This is a genomic window from Leclercia sp. TB492, from assembly GCF_049974505.2.
In the GTDB taxonomy this organism is placed as follows: Bacteria; Pseudomonadota; Gammaproteobacteria; order Enterobacterales; family Enterobacteriaceae; genus Enterobacter; species Enterobacter adecarboxylatus_C.
This window is the reverse complement of sequence record NZ_CM127572.1, coordinates 2,677,971-2,693,188: the sequence shown is the minus strand read 5'-3', so window position 1 is coordinate 2,693,188 and position 15,218 is coordinate 2,677,971. Positions and strand designations below refer to the sequence as shown.

The window sequence follows — 15,218 nt, the reverse complement described above, 5'->3', positions numbered from 1 at the left end:
TGTAGCCCCGGTAAGCGCAGCGCCACCGGGGAAAACAGGTACGCAGAAGCCGGATAATGCCGTTGATTTGGTTTTTTTCAGAGATGTGATGGTGGTGGGGGAAGGATAACTCGGCTGCGCCTCGCCCTTCGGGTCGTTGCCTGCGGCAACGCTTTCTCGCTGCGCTCGAATCGAACCTTGGTCGAAGCTTCTCATCCTTCCCTGCATCGGAAGAATATAAGGCAATGTGCTTGTTTGAGAGTCGGTATGCTTTGAAGGTGAAGGTGAAGGTGATGGTGGTGGGGGAAGGATTCGAACCTTCGAAGTCGATGACGGCAGATTTACAGTCTGCTCCCTTTGGCCGCTCGGGAACCCCACCAGGGGCAATTCACATTTTGAGGTAAAGCTTGAAGATGGTGGTGGGGGAAGGATTCGAACCTTCGAAGTCGATGACGGCAGATTTACAGTCTGCTCCCTTTGGCCGCTCGGGAACCCCACCACGGGGTAATGCTTTTACTGGCCTGCTTCCTTGCGGGAAGCGGGGCGCATCATATCAAATGACGCGCCCCTGTAAAGACTTCCTTTGCTAAATTGAATCGTTTGCCTGATTTTTATGCATAAAGCCGCAAAGCTAATCAATTCATTTTATAAAGGATTAAAGAATTATCGTTCTGTTACCGTACACAAAGACACGCTGCGCCAGCACCTGATACAGCGCCCGGCTTAACACATTTTTCTCAACGTCGCGTCCGGCACGCATCATATCTTCTGCCGTGTAGGTGTGATCGACATGAATCACGTCCTGCATGATGATTGGGCCTTCATCCAGGTTGTCATTCACGTAGTGCGCCGTGGCGCCAATGATCTTCACGCCGCGTTCATACGCCTGGTGATAAGGACGCGCCCCAATAAAGGCCGGCAGGAACGAGTGGTGAATATTGATGATCTTATTCGGGAACCGCGCGACGAAGGATGGCGTCAGCACGCGCATGTATTTTGCCAGCACCACGTAATCCGGGTTATGCGCTTCGATGGCCTGCGCCATTAAATTGTCATGCTCTTCGCGGGTGTGGCCCTCATGGCTGACCAGCTCAAACGGAATATCAAAGCGCTCAACCAGGGTGCGCAGCGTCTCGTGGTTGCCAATGACCGCGGCGATCTCCACATCCAGACCGCCGTAGTTGGCTTTCATCAGCAGATCGCCCAGACAGTGGGCCTCTTTAGTGACCAGAATCACCACACGGCGACGACCGGCGGGAGTCAGCTCGCGCACGGAACCTTCCGGCAGCGCGCCGTCCAGATCGGCCAGCAGCGTCACGTCATTGAAAATCCCTTCCAGCTCGGTACGCATAAAGAAGCGGCCGGTACGGTGATCAACAAACTCGTTGTTCTGCACGATGTTAAGTTCATGCTTATAGCAGATGTTGGTAATACGGGCGATCAGCCCTTTCTGGTCGGGACAAATGGTGCGCAGCACTTTGCGTTGTGTTGATTGCATTGCCGGAAAATCCTTTGCATGTTTGCTGAAACGGTGTCGTCAGGCCTTATTGCCCGCAACACTTTTTAAATTTTTTACCTGAACCACAGGGGCAGGGGTCATTACGACCGAACTGCGGACGCGTACCGTCAATATAGTACCACCGTCCGCCTTCCTTTAAGAAACGCGAGCGTTCGATGATGGCGCCCGCTTTCCCCTGCTCGGTAAAGCGGGCAACAAAACTGACAAACCCCTCGTTTTCGTCCTTGCCTACTGCCGTTTCGTACTGGGTCAGACCGGCCCATTGCGTATTCGCAAAACCGGCCTCGATCTCCTCACGAAAATCAACAGCATGGCACGATGGGTGCCAGGTCTTAACCAGGTAGTCTGCGTCCCGCATCACAAAAGCGGTATATCGGGACCGCATAAGTGAGGCCGGGTCCGGTGCAACCTGTTCACCAGTAAGATATCGCTGGCAACATAGGCTATACTCGTGAGCGCTACCGCAGGGACAGAGTTGAGACACGATGCTCTTCCTGAAACTAAAAATGAATGGCGCATTACGCCAGGGTGGCACTATGTTAACTGAGCGGTTGCAATGACGCTATGCCAGGAATCCAGGGGACGTTAAACAGGGCTAATGAGAAAAGTTAAAATCGGACTGGCGTTGGGCTCGGGAGCAGCCCGGGGCTGGTCACATATTGGTGTGATCAACGCCTTACAACGTTTAGGTATCGAAATTGATATTGTCGCAGGCTGTTCAATAGGTTCTCTGGTGGGGGCCGCTTATTCGTGTGGCAAACTCCCCGAGCTGGAAACCTGGGTACGATCCTTTAGCTACTGGGACGTCCTGCGCCTGATGGATCTCTCCTGGCAACGTGGTGGGTTATTACGCGGTGAGCGCGTCTTCAACCGTTTCCGCCAGGTTATGCCCCTGACCGAATTCTCCAGCTGCCGAATGCCTTTCGGTGCGGTTGCGACCAACCTCAGCACCGGCCGTGAAATCTGGTTCACCGAAGGCGATATCCATCTTGCCGTACGCGCCTCCTGCAGCATGCCGGGCCTGATGGCGCCAGTTCCGCACAATGGCTACTGGCTGGTGGACGGCGGCGTTGTTAATCCTGTACCGATTTCACTGACCCGCGCGATGGGGGCCGACATCGTGATTGCGGTCGATCTCCAGCATGATGCTCACCTGATGCAGCAGGACCTGATGCCGGTAAATACCCAAACGGATGATGGTGCACTTGACGATCTCGCCTGGCATGAACGCCTGCGCGGACGTCTGAGCCGTGTGGCGACGCGTAAAAGGGTCGCTGCGCCGACGGCGATGGAGATTATGACCACCTCGATTCAGGTGCTGGAAAATCGCCTGAAACGCAATCGAATGGCGGGTGACCCGCCGGATATATTGATTCAACCTTTTTGTCCACAAATTTCAACGCTCGATTTCCATCGTGCAGAGGCGGCAATAACCGCTGGCGCACAGGCAGTCGAAAAGAAAATGGATGAATTATTACCTTTGGTGCGGGCTTCTGCCTGAGCACGCTTTTTTTGATTACTTCAGCAAAATCTGACAGGCGATAGTACCGATAGCATGCCACTATTGATCTATTGTCAGCGCCGGGAGAGACCATGACACAACCATTAGCCGGGAAACAAATTCTTATAGTTGAAGACGAGCCTGTTTTCCGCTCACTACTGGATTCGTGGCTTTCATCACTGGGAGCAACAACAGCACTTGCAGGGGATGGCGTCGACGCCCTGGAAAAAATGGCAGGGCTGAAGCCTGATCTTATGATTTGTGATATCGCCATGCCGCGGATGAACGGCCTGAAGCTGGTGGAACATTTACGTAACGCGGGGGACCAGATCCCCATCCTCGTTATTTCCGCGACCGAGAATATGGCCGACATCGCCAAAGCGTTGCGTCTGGGGGTGCAGGATGTCCTGCTCAAGCCGGTGAAAGATCTTAATCGCCTGCGTGAAACTGTCCTCGCGTGCCTCTATCCCAATATGTTTAATTCGCGGGTAGAAGAAGAAGAGCGACTCTTTCAGGACTGGGATGCGCTGGTTAATAACCCCACTGCGGCGGCAAAGCTTTTACAGGAATTGCAGCCTCCGGTGCAACAGAACATCTCCGGGTGCAAAGTGAATTACCGTCAGCTGATGGCCGCCGATCAACCTGGACTGGTGCTGGATATCGCCCCGTTATCCGATAACGATCTGGCATTTTATTGTCTGGATGTTACCCGGGCGGGGGATAATGGCGTGCTGGCTGCGTTATTATTACGCGCCCTGTTTAATGGCTTGCTCCAGGAACAACTTTCTCATCAGGGACAACGCCTGCCAGAGTTGGGGAGTTTACTTAAACAGGTTAACCAGCTGCTGCGTCAGGCAAGTTTACCCGGACAATTTCCGTTACTGGTCGGTTATTACCACAGCGGCCTGAAAAATTTGATTCTGGTTTCTGCCGGTCTTAATGCCACGCTTAATACTGGCGAACATCATATTCAGGTCAGCAACGGCGTTCCGTTAGGAACCTTAGGCAATACCTATCTCAATCAAATAAGCCACCGCTGCACCTCATGGCAATGTCAAATTTGGGGAACAGGAGGGCGGTTACGCTTAATGTTGTCCACGGAATAATCAGTTGGAATTTAAACGGTAGATAGCTTTACCGCCGTTTCATTGGCAATGCTACTATCGGTGCAAGTTATCATTCGTATTTATCCTAATTAAGCGGTAGCGCGTCCTTTTCAGACCCGGACTTCACCCTCCGACTGATATACTGAACGCGTTATTAATGCAGACTAAAGTTCAAAACATGAACAGTTCAGGAGAGTTTCAATGGCTGCCGTAAATTCGAAAGTGACAAAGGCCGTTATCCCGGTTGCCGGGTTGGGAACCAGGATGCTGCCAGCAACGAAGGCAATTCCAAAAGAGATGCTGCCACTCGTTGATAAGCCATTAATCCAGTATGTGGTCAACGAATGTATTGCCGCCGGCATTACTGAAATTGTGCTGGTAACACATTCATCCAAAAACTCTATCGAAAACCATTTCGATACCAGTTTTGAACTCGAAGCCATGCTGGAAAAACGTGTTAAGCGTCAGCTTCTGCAGGAAGTGCAGTCTATTTGCCCGCCGCACGTTACTATTATGCAGGTTCGTCAGGGGCTGGCAAAAGGTCTGGGCCATGCGGTGCTGTGTGCTCATCCGGTTGTAGGTAACGAGCCGGTGGCGGTTATTTTACCAGACGTTATTCTCGACGAGTTTGAATCCGATCTGTCTCAGGATAACCTGGCAGAAATGATTAAGCGTTTCGATGAAACTGGCAGCAGCCAGATTATGGTTGAGCCGGTTGAAGATGTGACCGCATACGGCGTTGTAGACTGCAAAGGCGTGGAGATGAACCCGGGCGACAGCGTGCCTATGGTGGGCGTGGTTGAGAAGCCAAAAGCCGACGTAGCGCCATCTAATCTGGCTGTGGTAGGGCGTTATGTCCTGAGCGCAGAGATTTGGCCGCTGCTGGCGAAAACGCCTCCAGGCGCCGGAGATGAAATCCAGCTGACCGACGGCATCGACATGCTGATCGAAAAAGAGACCGTTGAAGCCTACCATATGAAAGGTAAGAGCCATGACTGCGGTAATAAACTCGGTTACATGCAGGCCTTTGTTGAATATGGTATTCGCCACCAGTCACTGGGTGAAGAATTTAAAGACTGGCTGAAAGATACGCTGGACATTAAAAACTAACCAGGCGCTGATGCGCTAAGCAAAAACCGGTGATAGCCTGGCTACACCGGTTTTTTTATGCGCTTTTGAAAGGGGCTCGGGCTCAGAGGAATAGTAGAGGCTAAAATTTATATGACAGCATGTAACCGAATGTCACACCGTATAAAATACAGGCATAAAAAATCCCGCATTAAGCGGGATTTTTCGGATAACTTGCTAACTTATTCCTGAATCAGGAAGTCGTCCAGTTGTTTACCTTGCTCGTCCATGGCTTTTTTGATAACAGCTGGAGTACGACCCTGGCCAGTCCAGGTTTTAGATTCGCCGTTCTCATCGATGTAGCTATATTTAGCCGGGCGTGCAGCACGTTTAGCTTTGGTGCCTGTTTTAGCGGCAGCCATGCTGTTCAGCAATTCGTTTGGATCAATACCATCAGCGATCAGCATTTCACGATATTGCTGCAGTTTACGAGTACGTTCTTCGATCTCAGCAGCCGCGGCGTTTTCTTCTTCACGACGCTCATTAACCACGACTTCTAATTTCTCCAGCATTTCTTCAAGCGTTTCCAGAGTACATTCTCTCGCCTGGGCACGAAGAGTACGGATGTTGTTCAGAATTTTAAGTGCTTCGCTCATTGTAGTAATCTCAAACTTATAATGTGGGGGGTTTGTTGAAGTAATAATAGAGGCATAAATTGATATATGCAATAGGTCAGAATGTAAGGAATTCAAAAAACACCTAATATTTGTCACTATTATTAATATCGTTAACTTAAATTCCAGCGGCGAAAAGAGGGCTACGTTATCAACAGATGTGTAGTAAACCTGACGGCTAACTCTTTTTTTGTGGGTAATTTTATCTGCGATTATTGTTACTCAGGATAAATATCAACCTTTCGTATTAGTACTGGAAACACGGTTGACCGCTGAAACAGTTAATTATTCCTGCCTCATTTTTGACTCTGTTAGTCCATTAAAATAATAGATTTTTCCTGAACTTACCGATTTTAAAGCCGTTATTCATTTGATGTTTTAACCTGCCTTTGCCGCTGCCTGTTGTATATCCAGGCAGGGAAACAATGCCCCGAACTGCCGACAAAGCGCGCTGTAGCACGGAAGACCAGACAAAATATGGTACAATCGCGCATCGGTAATAATACACATTGATTAGGGTTTAACGGCCAATGGCACAACTGTATTTCTACTATTCAGCAATGAACGCAGGTAAGTCGACCGCATTACTGCAATCCTCCTACAATTACCAGGAGCGCGGGATGCAGACCCTGGTTTACACCGCAGAGATTGACGATCGTTTCGGTAGCGGAAAGGTTAGCTCGCGAATTGGTCTCTCGTCACCGGCAAAGCTATATAACCCACAAACCAATCTGCTGGAAGAGATCCGCGCAGAGGTTGCTACTCAGGCTGTGCATTGTGTGCTGGTGGATGAGAGCCAGTTTTTAACGCGCCAGCAGGTGCATGAGTTATCAGAAGTGGTCGACGAACTGGATATTCCAGTGCTCTGTTATGGCCTGCGTACTGATTTTCGCGGCGAGCTGTTTATTGGCAGTCAGTATTTACTGGCCTGGTCGGATAAACTGGTTGAATTGAAAACCATCTGTTTCTGCGGCCGGAAAGCGAGTATGGTGCTGCGTCTCGATCAGGCTGGCAAACCCTATGCTGAAGGCGAGCAGGTAGTGATTGGCGGCAATGAGCGCTATGTCTCCGTATGCCGTAAGCATTATAAAGAAGCGCTGGTTGTAGGCTCTCTGACGGCCATTCAGGATGCCTGTCGTCGTTAACGATGCTATTTCATCTCTCTGTTATCCCTGGAGCACAGACATAAAAAAACCCGCCGGAGCGGGTTTTTTATTTAGCGATTAATTAAGCGCTTTTCTTCGCTTTCTTTTCCGCTTTGACTACGACGTCTACAGCAGGTGCAGCTGATGCCGCTACGCCTTCAGAGTATTCACGGCCGTAGTAAGTATCCAGCAGGATCTGTTTCAGCTCTGCGATCAGTGGGTAGCGCGGGTTCGCACCTGTACACTGGTCATCAAAGGCATCTTCAGACAGCTTGTCAACGTGTGCCAGGAAGTCAGCTTCCTGAACGCCCGCTTCACGGATAGACTTAGGAATACCCAGTTCCGCTTTGATGCTATCCAGCCATGCCAGCAGCTTCTCGATCTTCGCAGCAGTGCGGTCACCAGGCGCGCTCAGGCCCAGGTGGTCAGCGATTTCTGCATAGCGACGACGAGCCTGCGGACGGTCGTACTGGCTGAATGCGGTCTGCTTAGTCGGGTTGTCGTTAGCGTTGTAACGGATAACGTTAGAAATCAGCAGGGCGTTCGCCAGACCGTGAGGAATGTGGAACTGAGAGCCCAGCTTGTGCGCCATGGAGTGACACACACCCAGGAAGGCGTTAGCAAACGCGATACCGGCGATGGTGGCAGCACTGTGCACACGCTCACGGGCAACCGGGTTTTTAGAGCCTTCGTTGTAAGACGCTGGCAGGTTCTCTTTCAGCAGTTTAAGCGCCTGCAGAGCCTGGCCGTCAGAGAACTCAGAGGCCAGCACGGAAACGTAAGCTTCCAGGGCGTGAGTAACTGCATCCAGACCACCGAACGCACAGAGTGATTTCGGCATATCCATCACCAGGTTGGCGTCAACAATCGCCATATCCGGGGTCAGCGCATAGTCTGCCAGTGGGTATTTCTGACCGGTTGCATCGTCGGTTACAACGGCAAACGGCGTCACTTCAGAACCGGTACCGGAAGTGGTGGTGACGGCGATCATTTTCGCTTTCACGCCCATTTTCGGGAACTTGTAGATACGTTTACGGATATCCATAAAGCGCAGCGCCAGCTCTTCGAAGTGCGTTTCCGGGTGTTCGTACATGACCCACATGATTTTGGCTGCATCCATTGGGGAGCCGCCGCCCAGCGCGATGATCACGTCTGGTTTGAAGGAGTTTGCCAGCTCTGCACCTTTGCGAACAACGGTCAGGGTTGGGTCAGCTTCTACTTCGAAGAACACTTCAGTTTCCACACCAGCAGCTTTCAGCACAGAGGTGATCTGGTCTGCGTAGCCGTTGTTGAACAGGAAACGGTCGGTCACGATGAGCGCACGTTTGTGGCCATCAGTAATCACTTCATCCAGCGCGATTGGCAGAGAGCCGCGGCGGAAGTAGATAGATTTCGGAAGTTTATGCCACAACATGTTTTCAGCTCGCTTAGCAACGGTTTTCTTGTTGATCAGGTGCTTAGGACCAACGTTCTCAGAGATGGAGTTACCACCCCATGAACCACAACCCAGAGTCAGGGAAGGCGCGAGTTTAAAGTTATACAGGTCACCGATACCACCCTGAGAAGCAGGGGTGTTGATCAGGATACGTGCAGTTTTCATCATCTGGCCGAAGTGCGCGACACGTTCAGGCTGGTTATCCTGGTCGGTGTACAGGCAGGAGGTATGACCGATACCGCCCATGGCAACCAGTTTCTCTGCTTTAACGACCGCGTCTTCAAAATCTTTCGCGCGGTACATTGCCAGCGTTGGAGACAGTTTTTCGTGAGCAAACGGCTCGCTCTCGTCAACGACACTCACTTCACCAATCAGGATCTTAGTGGTAGCCGGAACGGTGAAGCCTGCCAGTTCAGCGATTTTGTACGCTGGCTGACCTACGATGGCGGCGTTCAGTGCGCCATTTTTCAGGATGATGTCCTGAACGGCTTTCAGCTCTTTGCCCTGCAGCAGGTAGCCGCCGTGGCTGGCGAAACGTTCGCGAACGGCATCGTATGCGGAGTCAACAACCACAACGGATTGCTCGGAAGCACAGATAACGCCGTTGTCGAAGGTTTTAGACATCAGTACAGATGCAACAGCACGTTTGATATCGGCGGTTTCGTCGATAACAACCGGGGTGTTACCTGCACCTACGCCGATAGCCGGTTTACCGGAGCTATACGCGGCTTTAACCATGCCTGGACCACCGGTCGCAAGGATCAGGTTAATGTCAGGGTGGTGCATCAGTGCGTTAGACAGCTCCACAGAAGGTTGATCGATCCAGCCGATCAGATCTTTCGGTGCACCTGCAGCGATCGCCGCTTGCAGAACGATATCGGCCGCTTTGTTGGTCGCATCTTTAGCACGTGGGTGTGGAGAGAAAATGATTGCGTTACGCGTCTTCAGGCTGATGAGCGATTTGAAGATAGCAGTAGAAGTTGGGTTGGTTGTCGGAACGATACCGCAGATGATACCGATAGGTTCTGCAATGGTGATGGTACCGAAAGTGTCATCTTCAGACAGGACGCCGCAAGTCTTCTCATCTTTATAGGCGTTGTAGATATACTCAGAAGCGAAGTGGTTTTTAATCACTTTATCTTCAACGATACCCATACCGGATTCGGCAACGGCCATTTTAGCGAGAGGGATTCGAGCATCTGCAGCAGCCAGAGCGGCGGCGCGGAAGATTTTATCAACCTGTTCTTGGGTGAAATTGGCATATTCACGCTGGGCTTTTTTTACGCGCTCTACAAGTGCGTTAAGCTCTGCGACATTAGTAACAGCCATAATGCTCTCCTGATAATGTTAAACTCTTTTAGTAAATCAGCTGCTCGACACGAAAACAGTATAGTCAGCGCCTTTGCCACTTGCTTAACTTACATAAAAACAAGGTGTTAACGTTTTTATCGTTCCCCTGATTTACTAAAAGAGCCTCCCATCAGTAGCCTACGTTCAGATACTGAATCTCCGTGGTGGCGTAATCAAGATTACTCACTTCTGAGTACGGAAAACATGATCTGTATCAATTTATCCATAAGCTGATACCTTTCAGCAGGGGTATTTTGGGGCGTTTTATCAGATGTTAAATAATTGCAAAAGCAATTGAACCACAGGAATGCATTTAGTACACAAATATTTTACAGCGTCAAACCACTATAATTCGCAATATTGTGATGAAGTGCATGCGCAAAAAGCGTATCTTCTGCGCGGTTATTGGTGTTGCCACCTCTTTATCTTGAGTCTTGCTTATCAGCGGAGCTAACTGTGAGCCTATCGCTCTTTGATTTTCCTACCTATTTTAAGTTTTTTATCGGTCTGTTCGCGCTGGTTAACCCGGTGGGCATTATTCCTGTCTTTATCAGTATGACCAGCTACCAGACCGCGCTTGCCAGAAATAAGACCAACCTGACGGCAAACCTGTCGGTTGCGATCATCCTGCTGACCTCTCTTTATCTTGGCGACTCTATATTGCAGATTTTTGGCATCTCTATTGATTCGTTCCGGATTGCCGGCGGGATCCTGGTGGTGACCATCGCGATGTCTATGATCAGCGGCAAATTGGGTGAAGACAAACAAAACAAACAAGAAAAATCAGAGACTGCTATCCGCGAAAGTATTGGCGTGGTGCCGCTGGCGTTGCCCTTAATGGCGGGGCCGGGTGCCATCAGTTCCACCATCGTCTGGGGAACGCGCTACCACAATCTAATGCATCTGATTGGCTTCTCGATTGCCATTGCGCTGTTTGCGTTCTGCTGTTGGGGCGTATTCCGTATTGCCCCCTGGCTGGTGCGGCTGCTTGGTCAGACCGGCATTAACGTTATCACCCGTATTATGGGTCTTCTGCTGATGGCGCTGGGGATTGAATTTATTGTTACCGGGCTGAAATCAATATTTCCGGGCTTATTGAGTTAACCATTTCAAATGAAAGCGCGGCGCCAGTGGCGCCGTTTTTTTTGTCATTATCAGCAAATCATATAATGAAAGTTGAAAATCGCTTTAACTATAATAAATTTTACTAATAATTTTGTTTTGTTAAATATCAAACACTTGTCTCCCACCCCGACCCCGTACTGGTCACATTCCGCGCAACAAGACTGTTATTTTACTCACACGATACTCTGGGGCTTGCTGCGGGATAACTGAGATGATATTAGTAATTTGATGAATGAATTAGATGAATGTGCTAAATAATAGACAGTTGTTAATTTTTTGTACAAACAACGCCTCGTCTTCAGCACTGCGACGCCACCGTCGAGCACACTTTCTACATCCCATTGAAAAGCGAAGGTTTTCTGGGCTTTTGATGCGCGGCAGGGTAGCCCACAACTTAACGGTAACTTCCGTAAAAGAGAATTGGTTAACAAATTTGCAAAATGTATTGGCACCCGGGAAAGCCATTTGGTACTTTCCGGCCTTATATTTTCCGCAGAAATCTTTTAGATGAGAATCTTTTTCATTAACGATTCTGATCTAAAAGAATTAAGACAGGCCTCGACAGGGGAGGCCTGTTAAGAATCGACGCAAGGCGGCCAGACGAGCCGTTAGTAATAGTAAAGTCGGTGATAGCGAGAAGTAAAAACGCCTGACAGCAGCATAAACTCCTACGTTGTCAGGGAACCCCAAAAAAGGGGAATTAAACAGGCTGGTAAAAAACCAGTAATTATAAAGAGTGGAGTATCAACACAATGTCCAACATCACAAAAAAAAGTCTGGTCGCGGCGGGGATCTTAACTGCGCTAATCGCGGGCAACGTTGCAATGGCTGCTGACGTACCTGCTGGGGTTCAGCTGGCGGAAAAGCAAACGCTGGTGCGTAACAACGGTGCTGAGGTTCAGTCTCTGGATCCGCACAAAATTGAAGGTGTACCGGAGTCTAACATTAACCGCGATCTGTTCGAAGGTCTGCTGGTTACTGACGTAGACGGTCACCCGGTTGCCGGGGTTGCTGAAAAATGGGAAAACAAAGACTTTAAAGTCTGGACCTTCCACCTGCGCAAAGACGCAAAATGGTCTGACGGTTCTCCGGTTACCGCACAAGATTTCGTATATAGCTGGCAGCGCCTGGCGGATCCAAATACCGCCTCTCCGTATGCGAGCTATCTGCAGTATGGCCATATCGCCAATATCGATGACATCATCACCGGCAAAAAACCGATTACCGACCTCGGCGTAAAAGCAATCGATGACAATACCTTCGAAGTGACCCTGAGCGAGCCAGTCCCGTATTTCTACAAACTGCTGGTTCACCCGTCCGTTTCCCCTGTTCCAAAAGCAGCGGTTGAAAAATTCGGCGAGAAGTGGACCCAGCCTGCCAATATCGTTACCAACGGCGCCTACAAGCTGAAAGCCTGGGTTGTTAACGAACGTATCGATCTGGAGCGTAATACCAATTACTGGGATAACGCGAAAACCGTTATCAATCAGGTCACCTACCTGCCAATCTCTTCTGAAGTGACTGACGTTAACCGCTACCGCAGCGGCGAAATCGACATGACCTATAACAACATGCCGATCGAACTGTTCCAAAAGCTGAAAAAAGAGATCCCGGCTGAAGTTCACGTTGACCCGTATCTGTGTACCTATTACTACGAAATCAACAACCAGAAAGCGCCATTCACCGACGTTCGCGTGCGTACCGCGCTTAAGCTGGCACTGGACCGCGATATCATCGTGAATAAAGTGAAAAACCAGGGCGACCTGCCGGCTTACAGCTACACCCCGCCGTATACCGATGGCGCGAAGCTGACCGAGCCAGAATGGTTCAAAATGACCCAGGAACAGCGTAATGCTGAAGCGAAGAAACTGCTGGCCGAAGCCGGTTATACCGCCGACAAGCCGCTGACCTTTAGCCTGCTGTACAACACCTCCGATCTGCATAAAAAACTGGCTATCGCCGTCTCCTCCATCTGGAAGAAAAACCTGGGTGCGAACGTGAAGCTGGAAAACCAGGAGTGGAAAACCTTCCTGGACAGCCGTCATCAGGGCACCTTTGATGTGGCGCGTGCAGGCTGGTGTGCGGACTATAACGAACCAACCTCCTTCCTGAACACCATGCTGAGCGACAGCTCGAACAACACCGCGCACTATAAGAGCGCAGAGTTCGATAAGCTGATCGGCGATACCCTGAAAGTCACGGACGAAGCGCAGCGCGCTGAGCTGTATTCGAAAGCAGAACAGCAGCTTGATAAAGACTCTGCGATCGTGCCGGTTTACTACTACGTGAACGCCCGTCTGGTGAAACCGTGGGTAGGTGGTTATACCGGTAAAGACCCGATGGATAATATCTACGTTAAAAACTTGTATATCATCAAGCATTAATGGCAATGAGTGGGGCGGGCGATGCCTGCCCCACGGTGTCTACTCATCGTAATACTATATAGGCACACGCCAGAAGGTACGGGCAATGTTGAAATTTATCCTACGTCGCTGTCTTGAAGCGATCCCAACGCTTTTTATTCTCATAACGATCTCCTTCTTTATGATGCGTCTCGCGCCGGGCAGTCCATTTACCGGTGAACGTACGCTGCCGCCTGAAGTCATGGCGAATATCGAAGCGAAATACCATTTAAACGATCCGATCTCCACCCAGTATTTCAATTATCTGAAGCAGCTGGCGCACGGCGATTTTGGACCGTCATTTAAATATAAAGACTATTCCGTAAACGATCTGGTGGCGTCCAGCTTCCCCGTTTCGGCTAAATTAGGCGCCGCGGCATTTTTACTGGCCGTTATTCTTGGCGTCACGGCGGGCGTGATTGCCGCGCTGAATCAAAATACCAAATGGGACTACGCCGTAATGGGGGTGGCAATGACCGGGGTCGTCATACCGAGTTTTGTCGTCGCACCCTTGCTGGTCATGATATTCGCTATCACCCTTAAATGGTTGCCCGGCGGCGGCTGGAATGGCGGGGCGCTGCAGTACATGATTCTGCCGATGGTGGCGCTGTCACTGGCCTATATTGCTAGCATTGCGCGTATTACCCGTGGTTCGATGATTGAAGTCCTGCACTCCAACTTCATCCGTACCGCACGCGCGAAAGGGCTGCCAATGCGCCGGATTATTTTCCGTCATGCGTTGAAACCTGCGTTATTGCCGGTTCTCTCTTATTTAGGCCCAGCGTTCGTCGGTATCATTACCGGTTCAATGGTTATCGAGACCATCTATGGTCTGCCTGGTATCGGCCAGCTGTTCGTTAACGGCGCCCTTAACCGCGACTACTCTCTGGTATTGAGTCTGACCATCCTCGTCGGTGCGCTGACCATTTTCTTTAACGCGATTGTTGATGTGCTGTATGCCGTCATCGATCCGAAAATCCGCTACTGACACTGGAGCTCGCCATGATGTTAAGTAAGAAAAATAGCGAGGCGCTGGAAAACTTCAGTGAAAAACTGGAAGTCGAAGGACGCAGTCTCTGGCAGGATGCCCGCCGTCGCTTTATGCACAACCGCGCGGCGGTTGCCAGCCTGATTGTGCTGGTGATTATCGCCCTGTTTGTGACCTTAGCGCCGATGCTGTCGCAGTTCACCTACTTCGATACCGACTGGGGCATGATGTCCAGCGCACCGGATAGCGAATCGGGCCACTACTTCGGCACCGACTCCTCCGGGCGTGACCTGCTGGTCCGTGTGGCCATCGGCGGGCGTATCTCGCTGATGGTGGGGATTGCCGCGGCCTTCGTGGCGGTGATTCTGGGTACTCTGTACGGATCGCTGTCCGGCTATCTCGGCGGTAAAGTCGATTCGGTGATGATGCGTATCCTTGAGATCCTCAACTCCTTCCCGTTCATGTTCTTTGTGATCCTGCTGGTGACCTTCTTCGGTCAGAACATCCTGCTGATCTTCGTTGCTATCGGCATGGTCTCCTGGCTGGACATGGCACGTATCGTGCGCGGCCAGACCCTGAGCCTGAAGCGCAAAGAGTTTATCGAAGCGGCGCAGGTGGGTGGGGTCTCTACCGGCAATATCGTGGTCCGTCATATCGTCCCGAACGTGCTGGGCGTGGTGGTGGTGTATGCCTCCCTGCTGGTGCCGAGCATGATCCTGTTTGAGTCCTTCCTCAGCTTCCTGGGTCTGGGTACTCAGGAGCCGCTGAGCAGCTGGGGTGCATTGCTCAGCGATGGCGCGAACTCGATGGAAGTATCACCGTGGCTGCTGCTGTTCCCGGCAGGTTTCCTGGTCGTGACACTGTTTTGTTTCAACTTTATCGGCGATGGCCTGCGTGATGCCCTCGATCCGAAAGACCGTTAAGGA

The 15,218-nt window shown here is 50.7% G+C and carries 12 protein-coding genes, 2 tRNA genes and 1 other RNA gene; 8 read left to right on the top strand and 7 right to left on the bottom strand.

The features are described from left to right. Nucleotides 1-89: 89 nt before the first annotated feature. The 5 genes from ACP4QI_RS12745 to ACP4QI_RS12725 form a co-directional block, all read right to left on the bottom strand. Nucleotides 90-216: non-coding RNA, RtT sRNA (locus tag ACP4QI_RS12745), on the bottom strand. Between the two features lie 57 nt (nt 217-273). Continuing rightward, a tRNA-Tyr gene (locus ACP4QI_RS12740) sits at nt 274-358 on the bottom strand. A gap of 35 nt (nt 359-393) precedes the next feature. After that, nucleotides 394-478, bottom strand: a tRNA-Tyr gene (locus ACP4QI_RS12735). 156 nt (nt 479-634) lie between these two features. After that, the gene (purU, locus tag ACP4QI_RS12730; RefSeq protein ID WP_142489837.1) at nt 635-1,477 is read right to left on the bottom strand and encodes a formyltetrahydrofolate deformylase; all 843 of its coding nucleotides are present in this window, start codon (nt 1,475-1,477) and stop codon (nt 635-637) included. A 46-nt stretch (nt 1,478-1,523) separates the two neighbouring features. Then, a complete protein-coding gene (locus ACP4QI_RS12725) occupies nt 1,524-1,982 on the bottom strand; it encodes a YchJ family protein (RefSeq protein ID WP_285111318.1) in 459 nt (152 codons plus the stop codon). Nucleotides 1,983-2,096: 114 nt separating this feature from the next. On the opposite strand from ACP4QI_RS12725, the gene rssA reads away from it, so the two are divergent. From rssA to galU, 3 genes are all read left to right on the top strand, one after another. Next, complete coding sequence (rssA, locus tag ACP4QI_RS12720) at nt 2,097-2,999, top strand: patatin-like phospholipase RssA (protein WP_142489835.1); 903 nt, start codon at nt 2,097-2,099, stop codon at nt 2,997-2,999. A gap of 92 nt (nt 3,000-3,091) precedes the next feature. Then, on the top strand, nt 3,092-4,105 hold the full coding sequence (gene rssB / locus ACP4QI_RS12715) for a two-component system response regulator RssB (protein WP_142490111.1): 1,014 nt from the start codon (nt 3,092-3,094) through the stop codon (nt 4,103-4,105). 201 nt (nt 4,106-4,306) lie between these two features. Then, on the top strand, nt 4,307-5,215 hold the full coding sequence (gene galU / locus ACP4QI_RS12710; protein WP_142489834.1) for a UTP--glucose-1-phosphate uridylyltransferase GalU: 909 nt from the start codon (nt 4,307-4,309) through the stop codon (nt 5,213-5,215). 200 nt (nt 5,216-5,415) lie between these two features. On the opposite strand, the gene hns is transcribed toward galU, so the two are convergent. After that, nucleotides 5,416-5,829, bottom strand: a complete 414-nt coding sequence (gene hns / locus ACP4QI_RS12705; RefSeq protein WP_039030686.1) for a histone-like nucleoid-structuring protein H-NS — start codon at nt 5,827-5,829, stop codon at nt 5,416-5,418. 548 nt (nt 5,830-6,377) lie between these two features. On the opposite strand from hns, the gene tdk reads away from it, so the two are divergent. After that, complete coding sequence (tdk, locus tag ACP4QI_RS12700; protein WP_285111319.1) at nt 6,378-6,992, top strand: thymidine kinase; 615 nt, start codon at nt 6,378-6,380, stop codon at nt 6,990-6,992. 82 nt (nt 6,993-7,074) lie between these two features. Here the strand turns inward: tdk and adhE are convergent, their stop codons facing one another. After that, complete coding sequence (gene adhE, locus ACP4QI_RS12695) at nt 7,075-9,756, bottom strand: bifunctional acetaldehyde-CoA/alcohol dehydrogenase (protein ID WP_156263972.1); 2,682 nt, start codon at nt 9,754-9,756, stop codon at nt 7,075-7,077. A 477-nt stretch (nt 9,757-10,233) separates the two neighbouring features. Here adhE and ACP4QI_RS12690 point away from each other — a divergent pair, with 477 nt between their 5' ends. From ACP4QI_RS12690 to oppC, 4 genes are all read left to right on the top strand, one after another. Then, nucleotides 10,234-10,881, top strand: coding sequence for a YchE family NAAT transporter (locus tag ACP4QI_RS12690; RefSeq protein WP_106993184.1), 648 nt, complete (start codon nt 10,234-10,236; stop codon nt 10,879-10,881). 773 nt (nt 10,882-11,654) lie between these two features. Then, nucleotides 11,655-13,286, top strand: coding sequence for an oligopeptide ABC transporter substrate-binding protein OppA (oppA, locus tag ACP4QI_RS12685; protein ID WP_142489831.1), 1,632 nt, complete (start codon nt 11,655-11,657; stop codon nt 13,284-13,286). A gap of 85 nt (nt 13,287-13,371) precedes the next feature. Continuing rightward, a complete protein-coding gene (oppB, locus tag ACP4QI_RS12680) occupies nt 13,372-14,292 on the top strand; it encodes an oligopeptide ABC transporter permease OppB (RefSeq protein WP_032611266.1) in 921 nt (306 codons plus the stop codon). Nucleotides 14,293-14,306: 14 nt separating this feature from the next. Further along, entirely contained in the window at nt 14,307-15,215 is a 909-nt protein-coding gene (gene oppC / locus ACP4QI_RS12675) for an oligopeptide ABC transporter permease OppC (protein ID WP_142489830.1), read from the top strand. Nucleotides 15,216-15,218 lie beyond the last annotated feature (3 nt).

Excerpts from the sequence above, each read along its gene's own strand:
- purU (WP_142489837.1), bottom strand. The coding sequence starts at position 1,477 with ATGCAATCAACACAACGCAAAGTGCTGCGCACCATTTGTCCCGACCAG.
- rssA (WP_142489835.1), top strand. The coding sequence starts at position 2,097 with ATGAGAAAAGTTAAAATCGGACTGGCGTTGGGCTCGGGAGCAGCCCGG.
- rssB (WP_142490111.1), top strand. The coding sequence starts at position 3,092 with ATGACACAACCATTAGCCGGGAAACAAATTCTTATAGTTGAAGACGAG.
- galU (WP_142489834.1), top strand. The coding sequence starts at position 4,307 with ATGGCTGCCGTAAATTCGAAAGTGACAAAGGCCGTTATCCCGGTTGCC.
- hns (WP_039030686.1), bottom strand. The coding sequence starts at position 5,829 with ATGAGCGAAGCACTTAAAATTCTGAACAACATCCGTACTCTTCGTGCC.
- tdk (WP_285111319.1), top strand. The coding sequence starts at position 6,378 with ATGGCACAACTGTATTTCTACTATTCAGCAATGAACGCAGGTAAGTCG.
- adhE (WP_156263972.1), bottom strand. The coding sequence starts at position 9,756 with ATGGCTGTTACTAATGTCGCAGAGCTTAACGCACTTGTAGAGCGCGTA.
- oppA (WP_142489831.1), top strand. The coding sequence starts at position 11,655 with ATGTCCAACATCACAAAAAAAAGTCTGGTCGCGGCGGGGATCTTAACT.
- oppB (WP_032611266.1), top strand. The coding sequence starts at position 13,372 with ATGTTGAAATTTATCCTACGTCGCTGTCTTGAAGCGATCCCAACGCTT.
- oppC (WP_142489830.1), top strand. The coding sequence starts at position 14,307 with ATGATGTTAAGTAAGAAAAATAGCGAGGCGCTGGAAAACTTCAGTGAA.